Raw genomic sequence first — 22,254 nt, 5'->3', positions numbered from 1 at the left:
TTTCCGGCAGCAACCATCGGCTTTAAAGAGAATGTTTTTGACAGAAAAACATGTTTATTTTCTTGATCTATCCTTCCTCTCTGTATATCAGGATCCAGAGACAGAATTATTAAACACTTTCTCTTTGCGGCACCGTTGTTGCTGCTACTGTGGCTGTCTGCCGTCTGTCAGGCCAATCCGTGGAAAGGACGCTTTAGTGTTGAGCTTGAACTGAATGCAAGTTCAAAACAGAGCTTTTCCATAAAGTCTGACCGGCCAACACTGTCGGGAAACCCGCTAGACACTACCGACACAAAAAGCTACCCAGGATCAGCTTTGTCAACCGATGACAAACAAGACAGACATGCTGGTTCGACCATTATTGAGTCGATCTCGTGGCGATGGTTTTACGCCACGAATCTGCTGATGGCTTTTGAGCTGATCCTGACCACTCAAGACGCTCTTCTGAGCTGCACTCCTTATTCATCGCTACCTTTGGAGGCGATTATAGCTGTCAGCTGGCTTTTAAAAAGCTTTTGGCATCCCGATTCACCGCTGTTTAAATCAATTGAACAACAGGCGGCACTTATGTTGACAGAGGGGGATCACCGATTTGCAACCATCACCACTATGTTTGGCTCTGGACATAACCCACCCCCCTATCAGGCATCAGAATCATCCGGTCAACCCACCCCTGCGACCAGTAACCAGGCTACAGACTTTTTCACCAGCATCTTTTACTCCGGCTCTGCCGATGGCAACGGAGGCTCTCAACAACACCAACACACGTTAGGTTTAAATTGTTTCGTCTATCCCTGCAATGGCGTTTGTCAATTCCGACCACCATCCGATAGCAGCGATTCAGTTGAAAGGCCGCTGAATTCTCCAAATAGTTCGATAGACAACGCAGTAACACCTCAACAAACATGTCCTCATCTGCCCCATGGACACTGCCTCAGTTGTATGCGCTATCTTGATCCTGCATGCGCCTCTGCCTCCCAGGCATACTCAACCTTGAAAACATTGGATGAACTTTTTGAAATTCAATTGCCATTCGATTCTGGCCCACTATTTGATCGAGAGGTGAACGACTTTGGTAGCAACCCGCCCAATAACTTCAACTCTATTGACTTACTGAATGCAGGAGCAGCCTATAGATCGGATGCTATAGGAGCACCCAATGATGAAGAGCTGACGTTCAGGAATTTTTCTTTCAACGACTATGAATTTCCGGCCACTAACGGGTCACTCGATCTTCAGAGTTTTGCCGAAAATGCCAGATTTTCCTTGACACTTAACCAATCCCCTCTTCCGACGGGAATTTCAGAAACACAACAAACAACCCATGAATCATTCCAATTGAGTCAAAGCCAGGCTGATCGTCCCCCGACAGCCGCAGCATCAGCCCTTTCAGATCGCATAATCGTCACCGGGCAAACTACCTGTAACTTAATAGTGATCGGGGAGGATGGCCAGCAACAACTTTGTGGAAAGAGCTACAAGCGTATTCAAAGTCTGTCGGAACACAAAAGCAGAGAACATAGCGGTGAAAAAACCTGTGATTCAACAGTGATCGGAGAGGATGGTGAGCAACGACCATGCGGAAAAGTCTGCAAGAATGCTCGAGTCCTGTCATGTCACAAGAGCAAAATCCACCCCAGGCAACAAGTCTGTCACGTGAAGGTGGTCGGGAAGGATGGCCAGCCACAACCGTGCGGAAAGGTCTCAACGAGTGTTGTCGCCCTGTCATCTCACAAAAGCAAAGCTCACAGCATGCAAAAGACCTGTCATGTGACAGTAGTCGGGAATAATGGACAGCTTCAGCCATGCGCAAAGATTTTTAAGAGTGCTCAATCTCTGGCAAGTCATAAATGCCAATATCATTCTGGGCAAAAGACCTGTGATATGATAACAATCGGCGAGGATGATCAATCGCATCCATGTGGGAAGATCTGTAAGAATGCTCAGTCACTATCGACTCATAAAAGCCAATATCATAGCGGGCAAAGAACCTGTCGCGTGACAATAGTCGGGGAGAATGGACAGCTTCAGCCATGCAAAAAGATTTTTAAGAGTGCTCTAAGTCTATCGACTCACAAAAGCCAATTTCATAACCAGCAATGGATCTGTGATGTGACAATAGTCGGGGAGAATGGCCAGCTGCAACCATGCGGGAAGGTCTACAGGAGACCTCAGTCTCTGTCGACTCACAGAAGAAAAGAGCATACAGGGCAACAAATCTGTGACTCAACCATAGACAGAGGGAACAGCCAGTCGCAACCGGGCGCCAGGGGCTGCAGTAATGCTGAAACCCTGTTGCAACATAAAAGAATAGATCGAAAACGCAAGCATACCGCCGAGGAGCAGGAAGATGACCTCAGCCCTTAAAAAGATTGAGTAAATAAGTAATGATCTGACCTCCGCTCTTTCGTTAGGTGATCTATTCTTCTTGCCAGTGAACTAGATTCCAGGGATAGAATTATTAAACATACTCTCTCTTTGGCACTGCTTTTGCCGCTTCTGTCGTTTTCTGTCGTCTGTCAGGCCAAAACCTGGACAGGACCTTTTACTATTAAGATTGAACAGAATTCGGGTTCTCAAAAACAGAGCTTTTTTATAAAGCGTAGCCGAGGTACACTGCCGCCCTCCTCAGACATTGCCGACACAAACGGTTATACAGGATCAGATTCGCCATCGGATAGAAAGCGACAAAGTCGTGTCTGTTCGTCTATCATTGAGCCGATTTCGCGGCAATGGCTTTACGTCTCGAACCTGCTGATTGCTTACGAACTCATCCTGACCACCCAAGACGACTCCCATAGCTCCACCCCTTATTCTTGGCTACCTTTGGAAGCGGTTGTCACTGCCTGCTGGCTTTTAAAAAGCTTTTGGAATCATGATTCACAGTTATTTAAACCAATTAGACTACAGTCGACATCTATTTTGACACAGAGAGATCAACTGTTTGCGACCATCACTATGACACTTGGCTCCGGACATAATCCACCCCAAAATCAGCCAGCTGAATCATCAAGGCATCGTACTCCACAGGCCACCAGCCAGCCTACAGGCTATTTTACTCATCTCCAGTATTCTGAATCTGCCGACGGTAACGAAGATCCACAACAACATTCACACACTCTAGGTTTAAATTGTTTCATCTATCCCTGTCGTGGCGCTTGTGAATTCCGACCATCATCCGATAGCAGTGATCCTGATGAATGGCCGTCGCATTCTATAGAAAACTTGCGAGCTCACATAAAAGCAACACCCGAACAAAACTCATGCCCCCATTTGGCTGACGGGCGCTGCTTTAGTTGCATAGGTCACTTTGATCTTTTGAGCGCTAAAGATTCCCAACCAAACTCGGCTGTCGGAACATTGGACGATCTTTCTGACATTGAATTTCCGTTCGATTCCAGGCCTCTATTTGATCTGGAGGCGTATAACTTTGATAACGACCCGATCAATAGCTTCAGCTTTTCAGACTTAATGAGTGCAGGAGTGGCCTTTACAAAGAATACTAACGGGCTACTCAATGATGAAGTGCTATCCCACAGAAGTTTGTCGTCCAACGCGCTTGAGTTTCCGGTCATTAATCGGTCACCCGATCCACACGGTCTTTCTCAAGAAGCAGGGGGCTCCCTGACATTCACCCAACTGCCTCCTCCAATGGGAAATTCAGAAACACAACCAAACACCACTGAATCGTCACAATTGAATCAAAGCACAGCTCGTCATTCCCAAACAGGTGTCGCACAAGCTTTTTCAGATCACAAAAGCAGAGTCCACAGCGGGCAAAGAACCTGTAACGTGACCGTGACCGGAGAAGATGGCCAGCCAAGGCCATGCGGGAAGATCTGCAAGCATGCTCGAGCCCTGTCGGATCACAAAAGAAAAACACATGGCGAGCGACAAACCTGTGACGTGATCGTGTTAGGGGCGGATGGCAAGCATCGGCCATGCGATCGAGTCTGCAAAAATGCTCGAGCTCTTTGGAATCACAAAAGAAGAAGCCATAGCGAGCAAAAAATCTGTGACGTGATCCTGATCGGTTCTGATGGCCAGCGACGGCCATGCGGTAAAATCTGCAAAAGTGTTCAAACCCTGTCGGATCACAAAAGAAAAAAACATAGAAAGCAAAAAGCCTGTAACACAAGCCTGGTCCGCAAGGGTAACCTGCAGAGTTCCTGAGACAGACTCTGCAAGAACGCCAAATTTCTGGAGAAAATCAAAAGAGAGCATCTAAAACGCAAACATGTTGATGTCGATCGGGACGATGGCGGTCCTTAGTCTGACACCCGCCCTTTCATGAGATTTTAACCGGTGCAACCTTTGTTTTTTTTTTGTAAAAAAACTTTGACAGGAAAGCGCACTTATTTTATTGATCTATCCTTCCTATCTGTAGTCAGAATGCAAGAATAGAATTATTAAACACTCACTCTTTGCGGCACCTTTGTTGCTTCTACTGTCGCTGTCTCTCGCCTGTCAGGCTAAACTGTGGACAGGATGCTTTGCTGTTGAACTTGAAAAGAATTCAGGTTCGGCAAAACAGAGCTTTTCCATAAAGCGTAACCGACTAACACTAGCGGGAAACCCGTCAGACACTGTCGACATAGACGGCTATACCGGAGCAGCTTCACCACCAGATGAAAAACGACACAGGCATGGCGATTCGAGCATTATTGAATTAATTTCATGGCAATGGCTTTACGCTGCTGACCTGCTGGTTGCTTTCGAACTGATCTTGACCGTTCAGGACGCTCTTCTTAAGTCAGAGCCTTATTCATGGCCACCTTTAGAAACGACTATTGTTGTCGCTTGGCTTCTAAAAAGCGCCTGGAACCCTGATTCACCAATGTTTAACCCGATTGAACAACATGAGTCGAGTCAGGATCAGCCCTTTGCAACCATCACTACGATGTTTGGCTCCGAACGTAACCCACCACAATACCAGCCATCAGAATCACCGGGGCAGCAGACCCCAAAAGCCACCACCCAACCTGCGAGCTATTTTACTGATCCACTGTCCTCTGACTCTGGCGACGGTAACGAAGACCCTCAACAACACTTACACACTTTTGGTGTAAATTGTCTCGTTTATCCCTGTAATGGCGTTTGTCAATTCCGTCCCTCTTCCGATAACAGCGGTCCCGCTGAATGGCCGCTGAATTCCGGAGAAAGTTCCACAGGTCACTCAAAAGCAATATCCAAACAGAGTTCATGCCCTCATTTCGCTAATAGATACTGTCTGACTTGCACCTGTTGTTTTGTTCCTGTAAATACTATAGATACCCAACAAAACTCGACTTTCGTAACATTAGACGATCTTTCTGACATTGAATGCCCATTCGATTCTGGTCGACAGTTTGACTTACAGGCCTATGACATTGATAGCAGCCCGACCCATAGCTTCAACTCTATAGACTTAATGAATGCAGGGCCAGACTCAACAACTAATGTGACCGGGCCACTCAATGATGATCTGCCAATACCCGGCTACTGGCCATCCAACGCTCATCATTCTGCGGTTGTTAGTGGATCCTGTCTGCAGAGTCTTCCCGAAGAAGCCGGGTTTTCCTCTATGCTCCCGCACCTGCCACCTCCAGTGGGAACTTCAGAAACACAACAAACCAATGCTGAATCTTCCCCATTGAGTCAACGCCAACCTCATCTTACCTCGACAGACACTGAACAGGCCCCTTCAGATCCAAAAAGCAAAGGCCACACCGGACAAAAAGTCTGTGATGTGAACGTGGTCAAGGAGGATGGCCAGCAGAAACCATGCGCGAAGGTCTTCAAGAATGCCAAAACCTTGTCGAATCACAGAAAAAGAGTCCACTCAGGGAAAAAAACCTGCTCGGCAACAATGCTTGGTGCAAATAACCAGCGGCAGCCATGTGGGCTAGTCTGCAAGAACTATCAGTTCCTTTTAGAGCACAAAAGAAGAGAGCACAGCGGGCAGCAAATCTGCTACGTAAAAATAGTCGGAGAAGATGGCCAGCCACAGCAATGCAGGAAGGTCTTCAAGAACCCTAATAGCCTGTCGACTCACAAAAGAAGCACCCACAGCGGGCAACGAACCTGTGAGGTAATAGTGACCGGGAAGGATGGCCAGCCAAGGCAATGCGGATTGGTTTGCAGGAGTGCTCATGCCCTGTCGGCTCACAAAAGTGGTTATCACAGCGGACAAAAAACCTGTGACCTGGACATGGTCGGGGAGGATGGCCAACAAAGACTGTGCGGAATGGTCTGCAAAAATGCGAGAACCCTGTACTATCACAAAGTAAAAGACCACAGCGGGCAACAAACCTGTAACCTAAGCTTGGTGGGAAAGGATGGTCAACGGCAGCCATGCGGCAAAATAAGCAACAATCTCAGATCTCTAGCGGTTCACAAAAGAAGATACCACAGAGGGCAACAAACCTGTGAAATAACCGTAGTTGGGGAGGATGGAGAGCAGCGACCATGCGGAATGGCCTTCGAAAGCAAAGGTGCCCTGTCGGATCACAAAAGAATACATCTAAAACACAAGCCTTTTGATCTGGATTAGTAATGGCTTCAATGCAGTCCTCTCAATCAGGAGCAACACTCGGACAAGACTCATGCTCCCATTTTGCAAGAATGCTCGCGTCCTGACGGATCACAAAAGAAGCACCCACAGCGGACAACAAATCTGTGACTTAATCTTGTTGAGAGAGGACGGTCAACAGCAGTCATGCGGCAGAGTCTTCAACAATGCCAGAGCCCTGTTTGATCACAGAAGAAGACCCCACATCAGGAAAAAAATCTGTGACGTGCTCCTGGTCAGAGGGGATGAACAACCGAAGTCATTCGGGACTGTCTGTAAGAACTCCAGAGCCCTGTCGTATCACAAAAAAAATATCACTCCCAACAATAAATCCGTGACTTGACTGAAGTTGGACAGGATGGGGGCAGAGTCCATGGGGGAAAGTCTGCAAGAGTGGTGTTTCCCGTTACAATCTTTGGTTTTTGACAGAGTTTTTCTGACGGAAAGACTTTGACAGATGAACACGTTTATTTTCTTGATCTATTCTTCCTTTCTGAAAAACCATGATGCAAGGATAGGATTATTAATCTCTCACTCCTTGCGGCAACGCTGTTGCTGCTATTGTCGTTGCCCGTCATCAGCCAGACTGGCCCGTGGTCAGGACCTCTCGTTGTCGAGTTTGTACAAGATTCAGGTTCTCCAAATGAGAGCTTTTCTATCGGACAGGTCTGGCATATATTACCAAATGAACCTTCAAATGTTGCCGTCAGAAGCCACTATGCAGAACCAGATCTGCCACCCGAAATTAAACGATACAATAACTACAGTTACAGTCTGAAAACAACACTTATTGAGTCGATTTTCTGGCAGTTGCTTTCTGCCAACGAGCTGCTGGCTACCTACAAACTGATCCTGACTACTAAAAACACCCCCCTGAGCACCACACCTTATTCATGGATACCCGCAGAGGCGACTATAGCGGCGATCTGGATTATAAAAAACTATTGGCACCCCGATTCACCACTGCTTAACCCGATTGAACTACAGTCGACTTCTATGTTGACACAGTGGGGACAGCCGTTTTCAGCCATGATGACGTTTGGCTCCGGACATGACCAACAAAAATGCCAACCATTAGAATCATCGAGGCAGGATGCCCCGCAAGCCACTAGCCACCCTGCGGGCTATTCGACCACCCCACTGAATAACAAGTATGGCGGCGATAACGGAGGTCCTGACCAACAGCTGCATACTTTGGATTTTAATTGTTTCGTCTATCCCTGCCTCGGTGTTTGTCGATTGCGACTACCATCCGATAGCAGATGGCCCGCTGAATGGATGATGAATTCCAAAGAGAGTGCAGCAGGCCAAACAGGAGCAATACCAGGACAAAGCTCATGCCCTCATTTAGCTGATGGAAACTGTCTTGGTTGCATAGACTATTCATATTCTGAAGACGCTATACATCCCGAACAAAACTCGCTTTTCTACACGTCAAACTATCTCCCTGACATCCAACTCCCATTCGATTCTGCCCCACTATCAGAGCCACTGCTCCACGACATTAGTGGCAAGCCCGACAATAGCAGCAACTATACAAACGAAGTCGCCTTAATCGAGGTCACCTCAGAGTCAATGGTTGCTGGAGCAATCTGTGCAACCAAGACTCTCGCACCACTCCATGATGATATGGCAGGGAATTTGTCTTCCGGCGCTGACGGTTTTGCAATCGTTAGCAGGTCACTCGACCCAAATAATCTTCTCGAAGGAGCCACTGCTTCGGTTACTAACTGGTTCACCACGTCATTGGCTGAACATTGCCAATACAACCTGTTGAATTACAGAGGCAACATCCGCACCGGGCAGGAAATATGTGACTTGACAGTAATCGGTCAGGATAATATGCCACAGCCATGCGGAAAAGTTTTCACGAATGCTAAATATCTGTCATCTCATAAAAACAGAATCCACAGGGGGCAAAAAATCTGTTATCTGACCGTGGTCGGTAAGAATGGCAAGCAGCGAGCATGTGGGATGGTCTTTAGGAATATTAAAGCCCTGTCGTATCACAAAATAAGCCAACACACCGGAGAACAAACCTGTAGCATGACCGTGGTCAGGGAGGATGGTCAGAAACGACCATGCGGTAAGGTCTGCAGGTCTTATAAATCCCTGTTGGATCACGAAAGAAGAGGGCATAGTCGGCAACAAACCTGTAACACGACCGTAACCGGAGAGGATGGCCAGCCGCAGCCATGCGGAAAGGTTTGCAAGAGCGCTAAAGCTCTTTCCGATCATAAAAGAAGAAAACACACCGGGCAAAAAACTTGTGACTTCAGAGTGGTCAGGGAGGATGGCCAGCTGCAGTCATGCGGGAAGATCCTCAGCAATGCCAGGGCCCTGTCGGATCATAAAAGAAGAAATCACAGCGAGCAAAAAACCTGTGAAACAATAGTGATCGCAGAGGATGGTCAGCCCAGGCCGTGCGGGAAGGTCTGCAAGAGTGCCCTGACCCTGCTTGAACACATAAGAGGATGCCACGCCAGGAAAAAGACCTGTAACTTTATAGTGGTCGCCAAGGATGGCCAGCAACGGCCATGTGGAAAAGTCTACAAAAGTGTTCTTTCCCTGGCAATTCACAAATGTTCACATGGAAAACTCAAGTTTGATGGTCTGGAGGATAGCCCCAATCCTTGATCTGAAACCCTATTTAATGAGGTTTTGCCTCCTACAACCTTTGGCTTTTGACAGAGTTTTTTTAACAGAAGAACTTCAGCAGAAAAACACGCTTATTTTCTTGATCTATCCTTCGCTTTTTAAACCAGAAGGCAAGGATAGAATTATTAAACATACACTCTTCGCAGCACAGGTGTTGTTGCTTCTGTTGCGGTCTGTCTTCTGTCCGGCCGAACCGTCGACAGAACGTTTTTCTGTTAAGCTTGAACAGAATTCAGACTCTCCAATACAGAGCTTTTCCAAGTGTGACTGTCATACATTGCCGGGCAGCCTGTCAGGCACGGACTGCAATACCATCTGTACAGGCTCCTTTTCGCTACCCGAGAATAAACGACAAATATTTCTCAGTTTCGAAATAAAATCGACCATTCCCGTGTCAATTTCGTGGCAATGGCTTTATGCCACCCAGCTGCTGGTTGCCTGTGAACTGATCCTGACTGCCAGAGACACCCTAATGATCTCCAAACCATATTTATGCCTGCCTGTAAAATTGGTTGTCGCTATCGGTTGGCTTTTGAAAAGTGACTGGAATCCCGATTCACCATTGTTTAGTCCTATTGTACGACATTGGTCATTTATTATGACATGGGAGGATCGTCTGTTTGCGGTCATCACTTCAGCACTTGACTCTGGAAAGAACTCAGCACAATACCAGTCATCAGAATCATCCGGCCAAAACACCAGGGAAAAACTCACCTTCACTAAAGGCTATTTCAGCAACCTCCTGTATCCTGACTCTGACAATGGTGACGAGGGCCCTGAACAACACCAACACACGCTGAATTTAAATTGCTACGTCTATCCCTGTAATAACGTTTGCAGATTCCGACCATCATTCGATAGTTGCGAGTTATCTGAACAGCCACTGGATTACAGAGGAAGCTCACCTCATCTGGCTAATGGACACTGCCTGGATTACATAGATCTTTGTCATCCGGAGACTGCTGAAGACTCCCGGGAAGACCCGCTTCCTGAAATACTGAATGATTTTTCTGATATACAACCCCTATTCAATTCACACCCAGTATTTGCTGGCAACTCTGTAGACGGGATCGCCTTAAATGGAATCGCTTCTACAACAAATGCTGCCGAACCATTTAATGATGAATTGCCAATGCCCTGGAATTGGCCTTACACCGCTGACCATTTAATGGACATTAATGGCTCAAGCGATCTATATGATCTTCTCAGAGAGTCCGTTTTTTCCTCAACGCCTGATTATTCAGAAATACCTGGATCAACTACTGAATCATCCCAACCGGATGATGACCAACCTCATCTTTCGCCGGTAGGCGCAATAAATGCCAAAAACGACAGAAGACAACCAACCTGTGACGTAACAACAGTGGGAAAAGATGGCCAGTTGCGGCCATGTGGGGCCATCTTCAAGAATGCTCAATCTCTATCGGCTCACAGATACAGTTACCATACCGGGCAAAAAACCTGCACCAAGATTCTGATCGGAAAAGATGGCCAGTCACGGCCATGTGGGCTCGTCCTCAAGAACGCTCAATCTCTGTCGGCTCACAAAAGCAGTTACCATAGCGGGCAAAAAACCTGCAACGAGATTCTGGTCGCGAAGGATGGCCAGTCGCGCCGATGTGGGGCCGTCTGCAAGAATGCTCAAACCCTGTCGAGACACAAACAAAGAGACCACACCGGACAACAAAGCTGTGACATAAGCGTGTTTGGGAAGGATGGCCAGCTGCGACTCTGCGGGAAGGTCTGCAATAATGTCATTGCCCTGAGGGATCACAAAAGAAGAGCCCACGCCAAAGAATATGCCTGTCGGGCAACAGTGGTTGTGAAGAGTGGCCAGTCGCAGCCATGTGCAAGAGTTTGCAAGAGTCTTCAAGCCATGTCGGCTCACAAAACAAAATACCACAGCGTGCAACAAACCTGTGACGTGACCATGGTTGGGGAGGATGGCCAGCAGCAACCATGCGGAAAAGTCTTCAGTAATATCAGAACCCTTATGAGTCACAATCGAAGAGATCACTGTGAACAACAAATCTGTAACCTGACCGTGGTCGGAAAAAATGGCCTGCAGCAGCCATGCGGGAAGGCCTGTAGGAGTGCCAAGGCTATGTCATCTCACAAAAGCAAATACCATACAGGGCAAAAAACCTGTGAAGTGACCGTAGTCGGGGAGGATGGTCAGCCGCAGCCATGCGGGAAGGTCTGCAACACTGCTCAAGCCCTGAACAATCACAAAAGGGTACATCGAAAGCACAAGCCTGTTGATGTTGACCAGGAGGCTGAGAGAGGACAGCGCCCGTAGCGAGGATGCTCAAGTCCGACAGGCTCCTGGCAAATAGCTTCATAGACTTCGGCTTCAGTCCATAATCTGACACCCGCACCTTCTCATAAGGTGATCTATCCTTCATCTCTGTAAAGCAGAATGCAAGGATAGGATTATTAAACACTCACTCTTAGCGGCACCACTAATACTGCTATTGTCTTTGTCTGTCGCCTTTAAGGCCGAACCATTGACACCACGTTTTATTGTCGAGCTCGAGCAAGATGCCGATTCTCCAAAACAGAACTTTTCTATAAAATGTGACCGTCCTACATTACCGGACAAAGCTTCAGGCACTGCCGACAACAACGGCTGCACAGGTTCCGATTTACCGCCTGATGGCAAACGACACAGACCTTACGTTTACGGGATAAAAACGCCCCTTGTTACATCGATTTTATTGCCTATGCTTTACGCCACTCACCTTCTCGTTGCTTACGAACTGATCCTGACTACCAAAGATGCCCCTCCGGACTCACTCCCCTATTCATGGTTGCCTTTAGACCTGGTTGTCGTTATCAGTTGGCTTTCAGAAAGTTATTGCAGTCCCGATTCACTGCTGTTTAAAGCCATTGAACGACGGGTGGCCTCCATGTCAACAACGGGGGACCACCCGTTTGCAATCATCACTGCGATGTTTGGCTCCAGACGTGCGTCACCACACCATCAGCCATCAGAATCCTCCGCCCAGCAAGTCCCACATGACACTGCCCAACTTACAGGCTCTTTAATCGGCTCTTTGAATTCTGGCTCCGGAGGCGGTGACCGGGACCCTCAACAAAACGTGCACACCCTGGGCTTGAATTGCTACATTTATCCCTGTCATGGCATTTGTCAATTCCGACTCTCATCCGATGTCAGAGAGCCCGCTGAATGTTTGCCGAACTTCGAAGAAAGTTCGACAAGCCTCACAGCAATATCAGGACAAAGCCCATGCTCTCATTTGGCTGATGGCCACTGCCTTGGTTGCAGAGTTCATTTTGACCCGACAAACCCTTCCAGCTCCCAGCAACTCTCGCCGTCAGGAAAATTGAACAATCTCGCTGCCATTCAACTCCAATCTACTTCTGGCCAATTACTTCAGGCTCATGACATTAATGAAACACCTGCAAATATCTGCAACTACAGAGAGTCAACAGTTGCAGGGACCGCCTGCACCAATGACCCTAAAGGGCCAGTCAATGATGATGTGTCAAAGCCAGTGAATGAAATTAAACATTTCCAACGAGCCCTTTCGGGTCACAAACGCAAACACCGCACCAGGCAACGAACCTGTGACGTGACCGTGGTTGGTAGAGATGGGCAGCAAAAGCCATGCGGAAAGGTCTGCAAAAGGGCTCAGGATCTGCCTGAACACAAATGCAAATATCACGACGGACCAAAAACCTGCAACGTGACCGTAGTTTGGCAAAATGGCCAGCCGCAGTCGTGCGGGAGGACCTGCAAGAATAGCAGCGCCCTGTCAACTCATAAAAGCACATTCCACAGCGGGCAACGAACCTGTGGCGTGCCCGTAGTCAGAGAGGACGGCCAGCTGCAGCCATGCGGGAAAGTCTTCAAGAATGCTCAATCTATGTATTCTCACAAAAAAAGCCATCACAGCGAGCCAAAGACTTGTGTCTTCTCCATGGTCAGGGGAGATGGTCAGCAACGGCCATGCGGGAAAGTCTTTAGGAGTGCTCAGTCTCTGGCAACCCATAAAAGCAGAGTCCACAGAGGGGAACAAACCTGCGAGGTGACGGTGGTCACAGAGGATGGTCGGCTACAGCCATGCGGAAAGATCTGTAAAAACCATCTATGTCTGTCATCTCACAAAGACAGAGTCCACGGTGTTATTCGAACCTGTGATGCGACGGTGATCGGTGAGGACGGTCAACAGCGACCATGCGAAACGGTCTGTAAGAATCCCAAAGTCTTGTCACATCACAAAAGAAACTTCCACTCCGGACAGCAAGTCTGTGACGTGATCGTGGTCGGGGAGGATGGTCAACATCAGCCATGCGGAAGAGTCTGCAAGAGTGCTCCCGCCCTATCAATTCACACAAGAAGAAACCACGGCGAGATAAAATTCTGTGATGCGATCGTGGTCGGGCAAAATGGTCAACAGCGGCCGTGCTGGACGATCTGCAAGAGTGCCCTCGCCCTTTCGGATCACAAAAGGATACATCAAAAACGCAAGCCTGTTGATGTCAAACAGAATGACAAGTTCAGTCCCTGATCTGACACTCGCATTTTCAAGAGTTGATCTATTCTTCCTCTCTGTAAAAGACAATGCAAGGATAGAATGGTTAAGCATATATTCTTTTCAGCAGTGTTGTTGCTGATACTTTCGTTATCTGTCACCTGTCAGGAAGAGCCGTTGACACGACGTTTTTTTGTCGAGCCTGGACAGGATTCAGGCTCTCTAAAAAAGAACTTTTCTATAAAACCTGTCATACCTGCATTGCCGGACAACCCATCAGACATTGCCGACAACGACGGCTGTGCGAGGTCCGGCTCATCGCTTGATAACAAACGTCATAAACAAAACAGTTACGAAACAAAAGCGCCCCTTGTTGAGTCGATTTCGTGGCAGTTGCTTCGCGCCACTCACCTGCTGTTTGCTTATGAACTAACCCTGACCACCAGAGATGTTACACCTTACTCTACTCCTTATTCATGGCTACCTGTAGAAGTGGCTATCATTGCCGAGTGGCTTTTGAAAAGCTATTGGAACCCCGGTTTTCCGCTGTTTAGCCCAGTTGAACAAAAAGCAGCATCTGTGGGAGCACACCCGTTTGCTACCATCACTGTGATGTTTGGCTCTGATCATAACCAGCAACAATATCAGTCATCAAAGTCATCAAAGTCATCCGGGCAGCAAGCCCCAAAGCCTCTCCCTCACCCTAAAGCCTCTTTCATCAGCCAACTGAATAATGACTATGGCGGCAACAGAGGCCCTCAACAACATTCACATACCTTGGAATTAAATTGTTACGTCTCTCCCTGTCATGGCGTTTGTCAATTGCAACCATCATCAGATAGCAGAGAACCCGCTGAATGGTCGCCGAATTCCGTAGCAAGCTCATGTCCCCACTTAGTTATTGGACACTGCTTAAATTGTGTAAGTCATTTTGATTTTTTATACACGGCAGATTCACAAGAAAAATTGTTCCTTGGAGCTTCGAATGATCTTTCTGATGTTCAACTTCCTTTTGATTCTGACCGACTATTTGATGACAACTTTATTGACGGGGTCGCCTTAGACGGGATCGCCCTGGACGGGGTCGCCCTAGACGGGGTCGCCGATACGACCGGCGCTGCGGGTTCACTCAATGATGATGCACCAGTACTCGCGAGTTTTCCTACTACCACCCATGGTTTTGCGGCCATTAAAAAAGCATCCGATCTACAGCCTCCTATTCAAGAAGACGGTTTTTTTATTACGCCTAAACATTCAGAAACGCAACCAAGATCATCCCAATTGGATCAGAATCTGCCTCGTCTTTCCCGGACGGGGTCAAATCAAGCCACAGCCCACAGCGGACAGAAAGCCTGCAACGCAACAGTCATTGGAAAGGATGGCCAACTCTGGCCATGCGGGAAGGTCTGCAAGAATGCTCAGGCCTTGTCGCTTCACAGAAGAATGCACCACAGCGGGCAAGAAACCTGTAATGCAACAGTGGCCGGAAAGGATAGTCAGCAGCGGCCGTGCGGTAAGATCTGCAAAAATCTTTCATCCCTGTACAATCACAAAAGCAATGCCCACAGCGGACAAAAAACCTGTGCTGCAACAGTGGTTGGTGAGGATGGCCTGCTGCAGCCATGTGGAACAGTATGCAAGAGTACCAAAAGCTTCTCGGATCACAAAAGAAACTTCCACAGTGGTCGAAAAACCTGTGACTTGAAAATAGTCGGGGAAGATGGTCAACCGCGACCATGCGGGACGATCTGCAAAAATTTTTTAACCATTTCTAATCACAGAAGAGACGTGCACAGCGGACAACAAACCTGTGATGGAATACTGGTCGGGGAGGATGGCCAGCCGCAGCCATGCGGGTTGGTCTGCAAGAATACTCAGATCCTGTCCTATCACAAAAGTTTAATCCACACTGGGCAACAAATCTGTGACGTGACCATAGTCGGGGAAGATGGCCAACAGCAGCCATGCGGGAAGGCCTGTAAGAATGCTCATGCCCTGTCATCTCACAAAAGCAAATACCACACCAGGCCAAAAGCCTTGGGTGAGATAGTGGTCCGGAATAATGACCGGCAGCGGCCACGCGGGAGGGTCCGCCGCCCTGCTGAAACCCTGTCGGACCACAAAAGAAAACATCGAAAACGCAAGCCTGTTGATGCGAACCAGGACGATGACTAAATCAGAATGCAAGATAGAATGATTAAGCACCCATGCTTTATGGCGTCACTTTTGCTGCTGTCGTTACCTGTCGCCTCTGATTGATTCGATGTCGTGGCAATGGTTTTACACCACATACCCGTTGATCGCTTACGAACTGATCCTGACCACTAAAGACACAACAAACACGCTTATGTTCTTGATCTATCCTTCCTCTCTGTATTCAGGAATCCAAGGACAGAATTATTAAAGGCTCACTCTTTGCGGCACCGCTGTTGCTGCTAATTTCGATGTCTTTCGCCTGTCAGGACAAACACTGGACAGGACGCTTTACTGTCGAACCTGAACAAAATTCAGGTTTTCCAAACCAGGGCTTTTCTATGAAGCATAACCTGAACACATTGTCGGGCAAGCCGTATGTCACTACCGACATAAACGACTATTCAGGATCGGATTCACCGCTCTATAGTTCACGACATATATCGTTTATTTATAAATTAAACAAAAGCATCATTGAGTCAATTTCCTGGCATTTGCTTTGCGCTACTCAGCTGCTGGTTGCTAACGAAGTGACCCTGATTGCCAGAGACGACCCACTAAGCTTAGCCCTTTATTCAAAGTTACCTGCCGAAATAATTGTCACAGTCGGCTGGCTTTTAAATAGCTATTGGAGGGCTGATTCACCGCTCTTTAACCGAATACAACAACCTGATCTGATCGCACAACAGGCGAGTCAGAACCACCTGCCTGCGATTACTGTTATGATGTTAAACTCCGGATATAAACCATCAAACTACCAGCCATCACAATCTTCCAGCCAGCGGCCCCCTCAAGCCACCAGCCAATCAGTAAGCTATTTCTCTCATACCTTACATTCTAACTCAGGCAAAGGTAACGGAGACCCTCAACAACACCGTCATACGCTGAGTTTAAATTGTTTCGTCGATCCTTGTCATGGCGTTTGTCAATTCCGATCACTATCCGATAACAGAGGGTCTGATGAAAGTTTGCAGAATTCCCTGGAGACAGGTCAGGCAGAAGCATCTACCAGACAGAGCTCATGTCCTGATCTGCCCTATGAATCCTACTTAGGCTGTATCGGCTATCTTGATCCTGTAAACGACAAAGATTCCCGAAAAAACTCACCTGTAGAAACATCCTGTGATCTTTTTGACATTGAACATCCATACGACTCTGGAAATATGTTTGATATAAAGGCCTATGACATTGATAACGACCCAGCCAACTTCAACTTTATAGACCCAATGAGTGCCGAGGCTGGCTTTAAAGATGACACAGGCGGAACACTCAATGATGACGCATCAATGCTCAGGAATGATTACGCTCCCCGGGAATTAACTTCGACTTGTCAGTCAGCCCTGTTGGATCACAGAAGAAAATACCAAAGGCAAAAAGCCTGTGACATGGCCATAGTCGGAAATGATGGCCAAACCCTGTCGGATCAGAAAATAAAAAAAGACTACTCCAGACAAAAAATCTGTGGCTATACCGTGATCAGGGAGGATGGCCTGGAAGGGCCATGCGAAAAGATCTGCAATAATAGTAAAGCCCTGAGGAAGCACAAAAGAAAGCATCGTAAACGCAAGCTTGATGATCTAAGACAAGTCGATAGCTTCAGTCTTTGATCTGACACCCAAAACTCATAAGGGAAGCACAGATACATACTTATTTCTTGATCTATCCTTCCTCTCTGTAAACCAGAATGCAAGGATAGAATTATTCAACACTTACTCTTCACTGCACTGCTTTTGCTACCGTTGTCTTTGGTCTGTCAGGCCGAGCCATGGACAGTGCGTTTTACTGTCAAATTTGAGCAGAGTAAAGGCTCTCAAAAGCAAAACTTTTTTATAGAGAGTGATCGCCGTACTTTGTCGGGCATCCCGTCAGGCAGCACCGAAATAAACGTCCATGAAGGATCATATTTTTCGCCTGATTATAAACGACATAAACACATCGATTACGAAGTAAAAGCCACTACCATTGAATCGATTTCATGGCAATGGCTCTTCGCTTCTAATCTGCTGATTGCTTATAAACTGATCCTGACTATCAAAGACATGCCCTTAAATTCCAATCCTTATTCATGGTTACCTGTAGAAGTGATTGTCGGCTGGCTGTTAAAAAGCTACTGGAAACCCGATTTACTGCTGTTTAACCCGATTGACCAACAAGCAGCATCTATATTGAGACACGGGGGTCAGCCATTTGCGCCCATCACTACAATGTTTGGCTCCGGACATAAATCGTCACAACACCCGTCATCAGAATCATCCGTCCAACAAGCCCCACAAGCCAATAACATACCTACAGGCTATTCAACTCATCTTCTGTATTCTGACTCTGGCGACGGTAATGATGGCCCTGAACAAAACTCACACACTTTAGGTTTAAATTGTTTCCTCCATCCCTGTCATGGCGTTTGTCAATTCCAACCAGCATCCGATAACAGCTGGCCCGTTGAATGGATGCTGAATTCCGAAGAAAATTCGACAAACTACACAGAAGCAGCACCCGGACAAAGCTCACACCCTCATTTACTGGAAGGACACTGCTTAAATTCCATAAGTCAAAGCCAAACCTTTCAGTCTCAGGCTCATCAGCCTGATGATGAACCAATGTCCCAGGTGGCACCAGCCACTACCGATGATGTGATTATAATCACCGGGTTACTCAATCTACGTAAAAGTAGTTCTCTCGAAGAAACCTCAACGTCCTCTGCACTCACTCATTTGCCCTCTCCATTGGAGACATCAGAAACACAACAAACAACAGAATCATCTCAATTGAGTCAGAGCCCACCTCGCTTTTCCAAGACAGGCACAGCACAGAGCACAGACCACACTCAGCAACGAAGCTGTGACGTGACCATAGACGAGAAGAATGGCCAACAGCAACCCAGCGGGAAAATCTTCAAGGGCACTCAAGCCTTGTCAGCTCACAAAAGGTTTAGCCATACAGGACAACATACCTGTGACTTAACTGTGGTCGGGGAGAATAACCAGCAGCGACCATGCGGGATTGTCTGCAAAAATGCTCAAGCCCTCACCGATCACAAAAGAAGATACCACACCGGGCAACAAACCTGTGGCGTAACCGTAGTCGGGCAGGATGGCCAGAAGCGCCCTTGTGGGGCAGTCTGTAAGAATGTTAAAGCCCTGTCGTCTCACAAAAGCGGCATCCACAGGGTGCAACAAATCTGTCGCACAACAGTGATCAGGAATGGCCAGCCGGAGCCATGCGGGGAGCTCTGCAGGACAGCTAAAGCTCTGGCAGGACACAAGCGCAGATACCACAGCGGGAAAAAAACCTGTGACTTTATAGTGTTAGGGGAGGATGGTCAGCAGCGGCCATGCAAAAAGGTTTACAAAAATGCTCAAACTCTGTTGTATCACAAAGGAAAAGAACACGGCAGGAAAAAAGCCTGCGATATGATGGTGTTCACAGAGGATGGTCAGCAGCTGCCATGCAGAAAAGCCTTTGGCAATGCTAAAACGCTGTCGTATCACAAAAGAAAAGAACATACAGGACCACAAACCTGTGACGTGACTGTGGTTGGGGAAGCTGGCCAGCAACTGCCGTGCGGGAAGACCTGCAACAATTTTCAAGCCCTCTTGAATCACAAGAAAGCATGCCACACAGAAAAACTTATCTGTAACTTAACTGTGGCCGGGGAGAATGAGCAGCCGCAGCCATGCGGGAAGGTCTGCAAAAATGCTCAGGCCTTGGTGGATCACAAAAGAAGACACCACACCGGGCGGCAAACCTGTAACGAAACCGTCGTCGGTAAGAATCGCCAGCTACGGCCTTGCGGGCGAGTCTGTAAGAACGCCAGAACCCTGTCAGCTCACAAAACCAGGTTTCACAGACAGCAACGGACCTGTCACTTGACAGTGATTGGGGAGGATGGTAAGCAGCGACCATGCGGAAAGGTTTTCAAGGATGCTCAAGCGCTGTCGGATCACAAAAGAATGCATCGAAAACGCAAACCTGCTGACGGGAACCTGGACAATGAACTCAGTCATCAAGAAGGTAAAGTGAGTAAGTAACCATCTGACTCCAATCTTTTCGTGAAGTTTTGCCCTGTAAAACCTTTAGTTTCTGACAGAAGTTTTTGAATAGAAAAACACGCGAATTGTCTTGATCTATCCTTCCTCTCTGTAAACCAGAACTCAAGGATAGAATTATTAAACACTTACTCATTACTTCGCTGCTTTTTCTGCCACTTACGTTTTCTGTCGTCTGTCAGGAAGAACCGTGGACAAGATGTTTTACTGTCGATCTTGAACAGAGTACAGGATCTCAAAAGCAAAACTTTTTTATACATCCTGAACCCAATATATCGTCGGGCACCCCGTCAGAAATCACCAAAACAAATGTCTATACAAGATCAGACTCACCGCCTGACGATAAACAACATAACGCCTGCAATTACGGGGTAAAAACAACCATTATTGAACCGATTTCATGGCAATGGTTCAACGCCGCGAATCTGGTAATTGCTTACGAACTGATCCTGACCATCAAAGACACGCCCTTAAATTCCAATCCTTACTCGTGGCTACCCGCAGAAGTGATTTTCGGCTGGCTTTTAAAAAGCTCTTGGAAACCTGATTTACAGCTGTATAACCCGATTGAACAGCAGGCGACATCCATGTTGAAACAGAGGAATCAACCATTTGCGACCATCACTACAATGTATGGCTCCGCACATAACCCTCCACAATACCCGTCATCAGAAGCAACTGGCCAGCAAGCCCCACAAGCTACTAACAACCCTACAGGCTATTTCACTCATCGTCTGTATTCTGACTCAGGCAACGGTAACGAAGATCCTGAACAAAACTCACACACTTTAGGTTTAAATTGTTTCATTCATCCCTGCCATGGAGTTTGTCGATTCCGACCAGCGTTCCATAGCAGTGAGCCCGCTGAATGCCCCCTGAATTCCGAAAAAAAATCGACAGACCACATAGAAGCAGCACCCGGACAAAGCTCACGCCCTCATTTTTCAAACAGTCACTGCTTGAGTTGCAAAAGTGATTTTGATTCTTTAAAGGCTACAGATTCGAGACAAATCCCGCCTGTCGATACATTGAATGATCTCTCTCCTAGTCAGTACCAACAGGCTTCCTGCCAACCCTTTCAGCCTGATGAAGCGGGAATGCCTGAGAATTTACCTGCCACCTCTGCTGACATGATTATAATCGACGGGTTACTCAATCTAAGTAAGCAGCCTCCTCTCGAAGATGCCAGAAACTCACTGACCATCAACAATTCTTCCACTCCAATAGGGACTTCAGAAATACAACAAACAACAGGATCATCCCAACCGGGTCAGAACCTGCCTCTCTCCCGCACAGCCACGAAGCAGACCTCAGACCGCAGCGGGCAACAAACGTGTGGCTTAACCACCATTGGGCAGGATGGCCAACCGCAGCTTTGTGGTTCAGTCTGCAAGAATGCCAGAGCCCTGTCGTCTCACAAAAGTGGCATCCACAGGGTGCAACAAACCTGTCACTTAACAGTGCTCGGGGAGGATGGTCAGCAGCGATCATGCGGGAAGATCTGCACAAACGCCCAAGCCCTGTCAGCTCACAAAAGAAAAAGCCACACCGGAGAACAATTCTGTGACGTAACCATGGTCGGGCAGGATGGCCAGCTGCAGCCTTGCGGAGAAGTTTGCAAGAATGCTCAAGCCCTGTCATCTCACAAAAGCAACATCCACCGCGGACAAAAAACCTGTGACGTCATCGTGGACGGGCAGGATGGCCAGCCGCAACCTTGCGGAAAAGTTTGCAAGCATGCTAAAAACCTGTCGGATCACAAAAGGAAAGACCACAGCGGGCAACAAACCTGTGACGTTACCCTGGTCGGGCCGGATGGCCAACTGCGACCGTGCGGGGTAGTTTGCAAGAATGCTAAAAACCTGTCGTGTCACAAAAGTGGCATCCACAGGGTGCAACAAACCTGTCACTTCACAGAAGTCGGGGAGGATGGTCAGCAGCAGCCATGCGGGAAGGTCTGCAGAAATGCTCGAGCCCTGATGTATCACAAAAGAAAAGAACACACGGGGCAACATGCCTGTCACTTGACCGTGGTCGGGAAGGATGGCCAACAGCGACCATGCGGAAAGCTCTGTAAGACTGCTAAAGCGCTGTCGGATCACAAAAGAATACATCGAAAACGCAGACCTGCTAACAGGGACCCGGACAACGACCTCAGCAAGGCGGCAAAGTGAGTAAGTAACCGTCTGACTGCAACCCTTTCGTGAGGCTTGCCCTGTACAGCTATAGCCTCCTGGTTTCTGGCAGAAGTTTTTTAATAGAAAAACACGCTGATTTTCTTGATCTATCCTTCCTCTCTGTAAACCAG

The 22,254-nt window shown here is 47.7% G+C and carries 11 protein-coding genes; all 11 read left to right on the top strand.

Going from position 1 to position 22,254, the window contains the following annotated elements; genetic code table 11:
- Window positions 1–138: 138 nt before the first annotated feature.
- The 11 genes from ACOMG9_RS03790 (at window position 139) to ACOMG9_RS03740 (ending at window position 22,120) form a co-directional block, all read left to right on the top strand.
- Window positions 139–2,367, top strand: a complete 2,229-nt coding sequence (locus ACOMG9_RS03790; RefSeq protein ID WP_494529787.1) for a C2H2-type zinc finger protein — start codon at window positions 139–141, stop codon at window positions 2,365–2,367.
- Between the two features lie 111 nt (window positions 2,368–2,478).
- Window positions 2,479–4,173 (top strand): hypothetical protein, encoded by a 1,695-nt coding sequence (locus ACOMG9_RS03785; RefSeq protein ID WP_448215829.1) that lies wholly within the window; start codon window positions 2,479–2,481, stop codon window positions 4,171–4,173.
- Window positions 4,174–4,438: 265 nt separating this feature from the next.
- The gene (locus ACOMG9_RS03780) at window positions 4,439–6,532 is read left to right on the top strand and encodes a hypothetical protein (RefSeq protein ID WP_494529786.1); all 2,094 of its coding nucleotides are present in this window, start codon (window positions 4,439–4,441) and stop codon (window positions 6,530–6,532) included.
- A 52-nt stretch (window positions 6,533–6,584) separates the two neighbouring features.
- The gene (locus tag ACOMG9_RS03775) at window positions 6,585–6,893 is read left to right on the top strand and encodes a hypothetical protein (protein ID WP_448215827.1); all 309 of its coding nucleotides are present in this window, start codon (window positions 6,585–6,587) and stop codon (window positions 6,891–6,893) included.
- A gap of 209 nt (window positions 6,894–7,102) precedes the next feature.
- The gene (locus ACOMG9_RS03770) at window positions 7,103–9,187 is read left to right on the top strand and encodes a hypothetical protein (protein WP_494529785.1); all 2,085 of its coding nucleotides are present in this window, start codon (window positions 7,103–7,105) and stop codon (window positions 9,185–9,187) included.
- A gap of 187 nt (window positions 9,188–9,374) precedes the next feature.
- A complete protein-coding gene (locus ACOMG9_RS03765) occupies window positions 9,375–11,507 on the top strand; it encodes a hypothetical protein (RefSeq protein WP_494529784.1) in 2,133 nt (710 codons plus the stop codon).
- A 208-nt stretch (window positions 11,508–11,715) separates the two neighbouring features.
- Entirely contained in the window at window positions 11,716–13,743 is a 2,028-nt protein-coding gene (locus ACOMG9_RS03760; protein WP_494529783.1) for a hypothetical protein, read from the top strand.
- A gap of 141 nt (window positions 13,744–13,884) precedes the next feature.
- The gene (locus tag ACOMG9_RS03755) at window positions 13,885–15,882 is read left to right on the top strand and encodes a hypothetical protein (RefSeq protein ID WP_448215823.1); all 1,998 of its coding nucleotides are present in this window, start codon (window positions 13,885–13,887) and stop codon (window positions 15,880–15,882) included.
- A 269-nt stretch (window positions 15,883–16,151) separates the two neighbouring features.
- A complete protein-coding gene (locus ACOMG9_RS03750) occupies window positions 16,152–17,507 on the top strand; it encodes a hypothetical protein (RefSeq protein ID WP_448215822.1) in 1,356 nt (451 codons plus the stop codon).
- Window positions 17,508–17,639: 132 nt separating this feature from the next.
- Window positions 17,640–19,928: a hypothetical protein gene (locus ACOMG9_RS03745; RefSeq protein ID WP_448215821.1), complete on the top strand. Its 2,289-nt coding sequence runs from the start codon at window positions 17,640–17,642 to the stop codon at window positions 19,926–19,928.
- 605 nt (window positions 19,929–20,533) lie between these two features.
- Entirely contained in the window at window positions 20,534–22,120 is a 1,587-nt protein-coding gene (locus tag ACOMG9_RS03740; RefSeq protein ID WP_448215820.1) for a hypothetical protein, read from the top strand.
- Window positions 22,121–22,254 lie beyond the last annotated feature (134 nt).

It is taken from the genome of Endozoicomonas sp. PH6C (genome assembly GCF_059322965.1).
The sequence above is the reverse complement of the archived record's forward strand: the minus strand, read 5'-3'. Positions and strand labels throughout refer to the sequence as shown.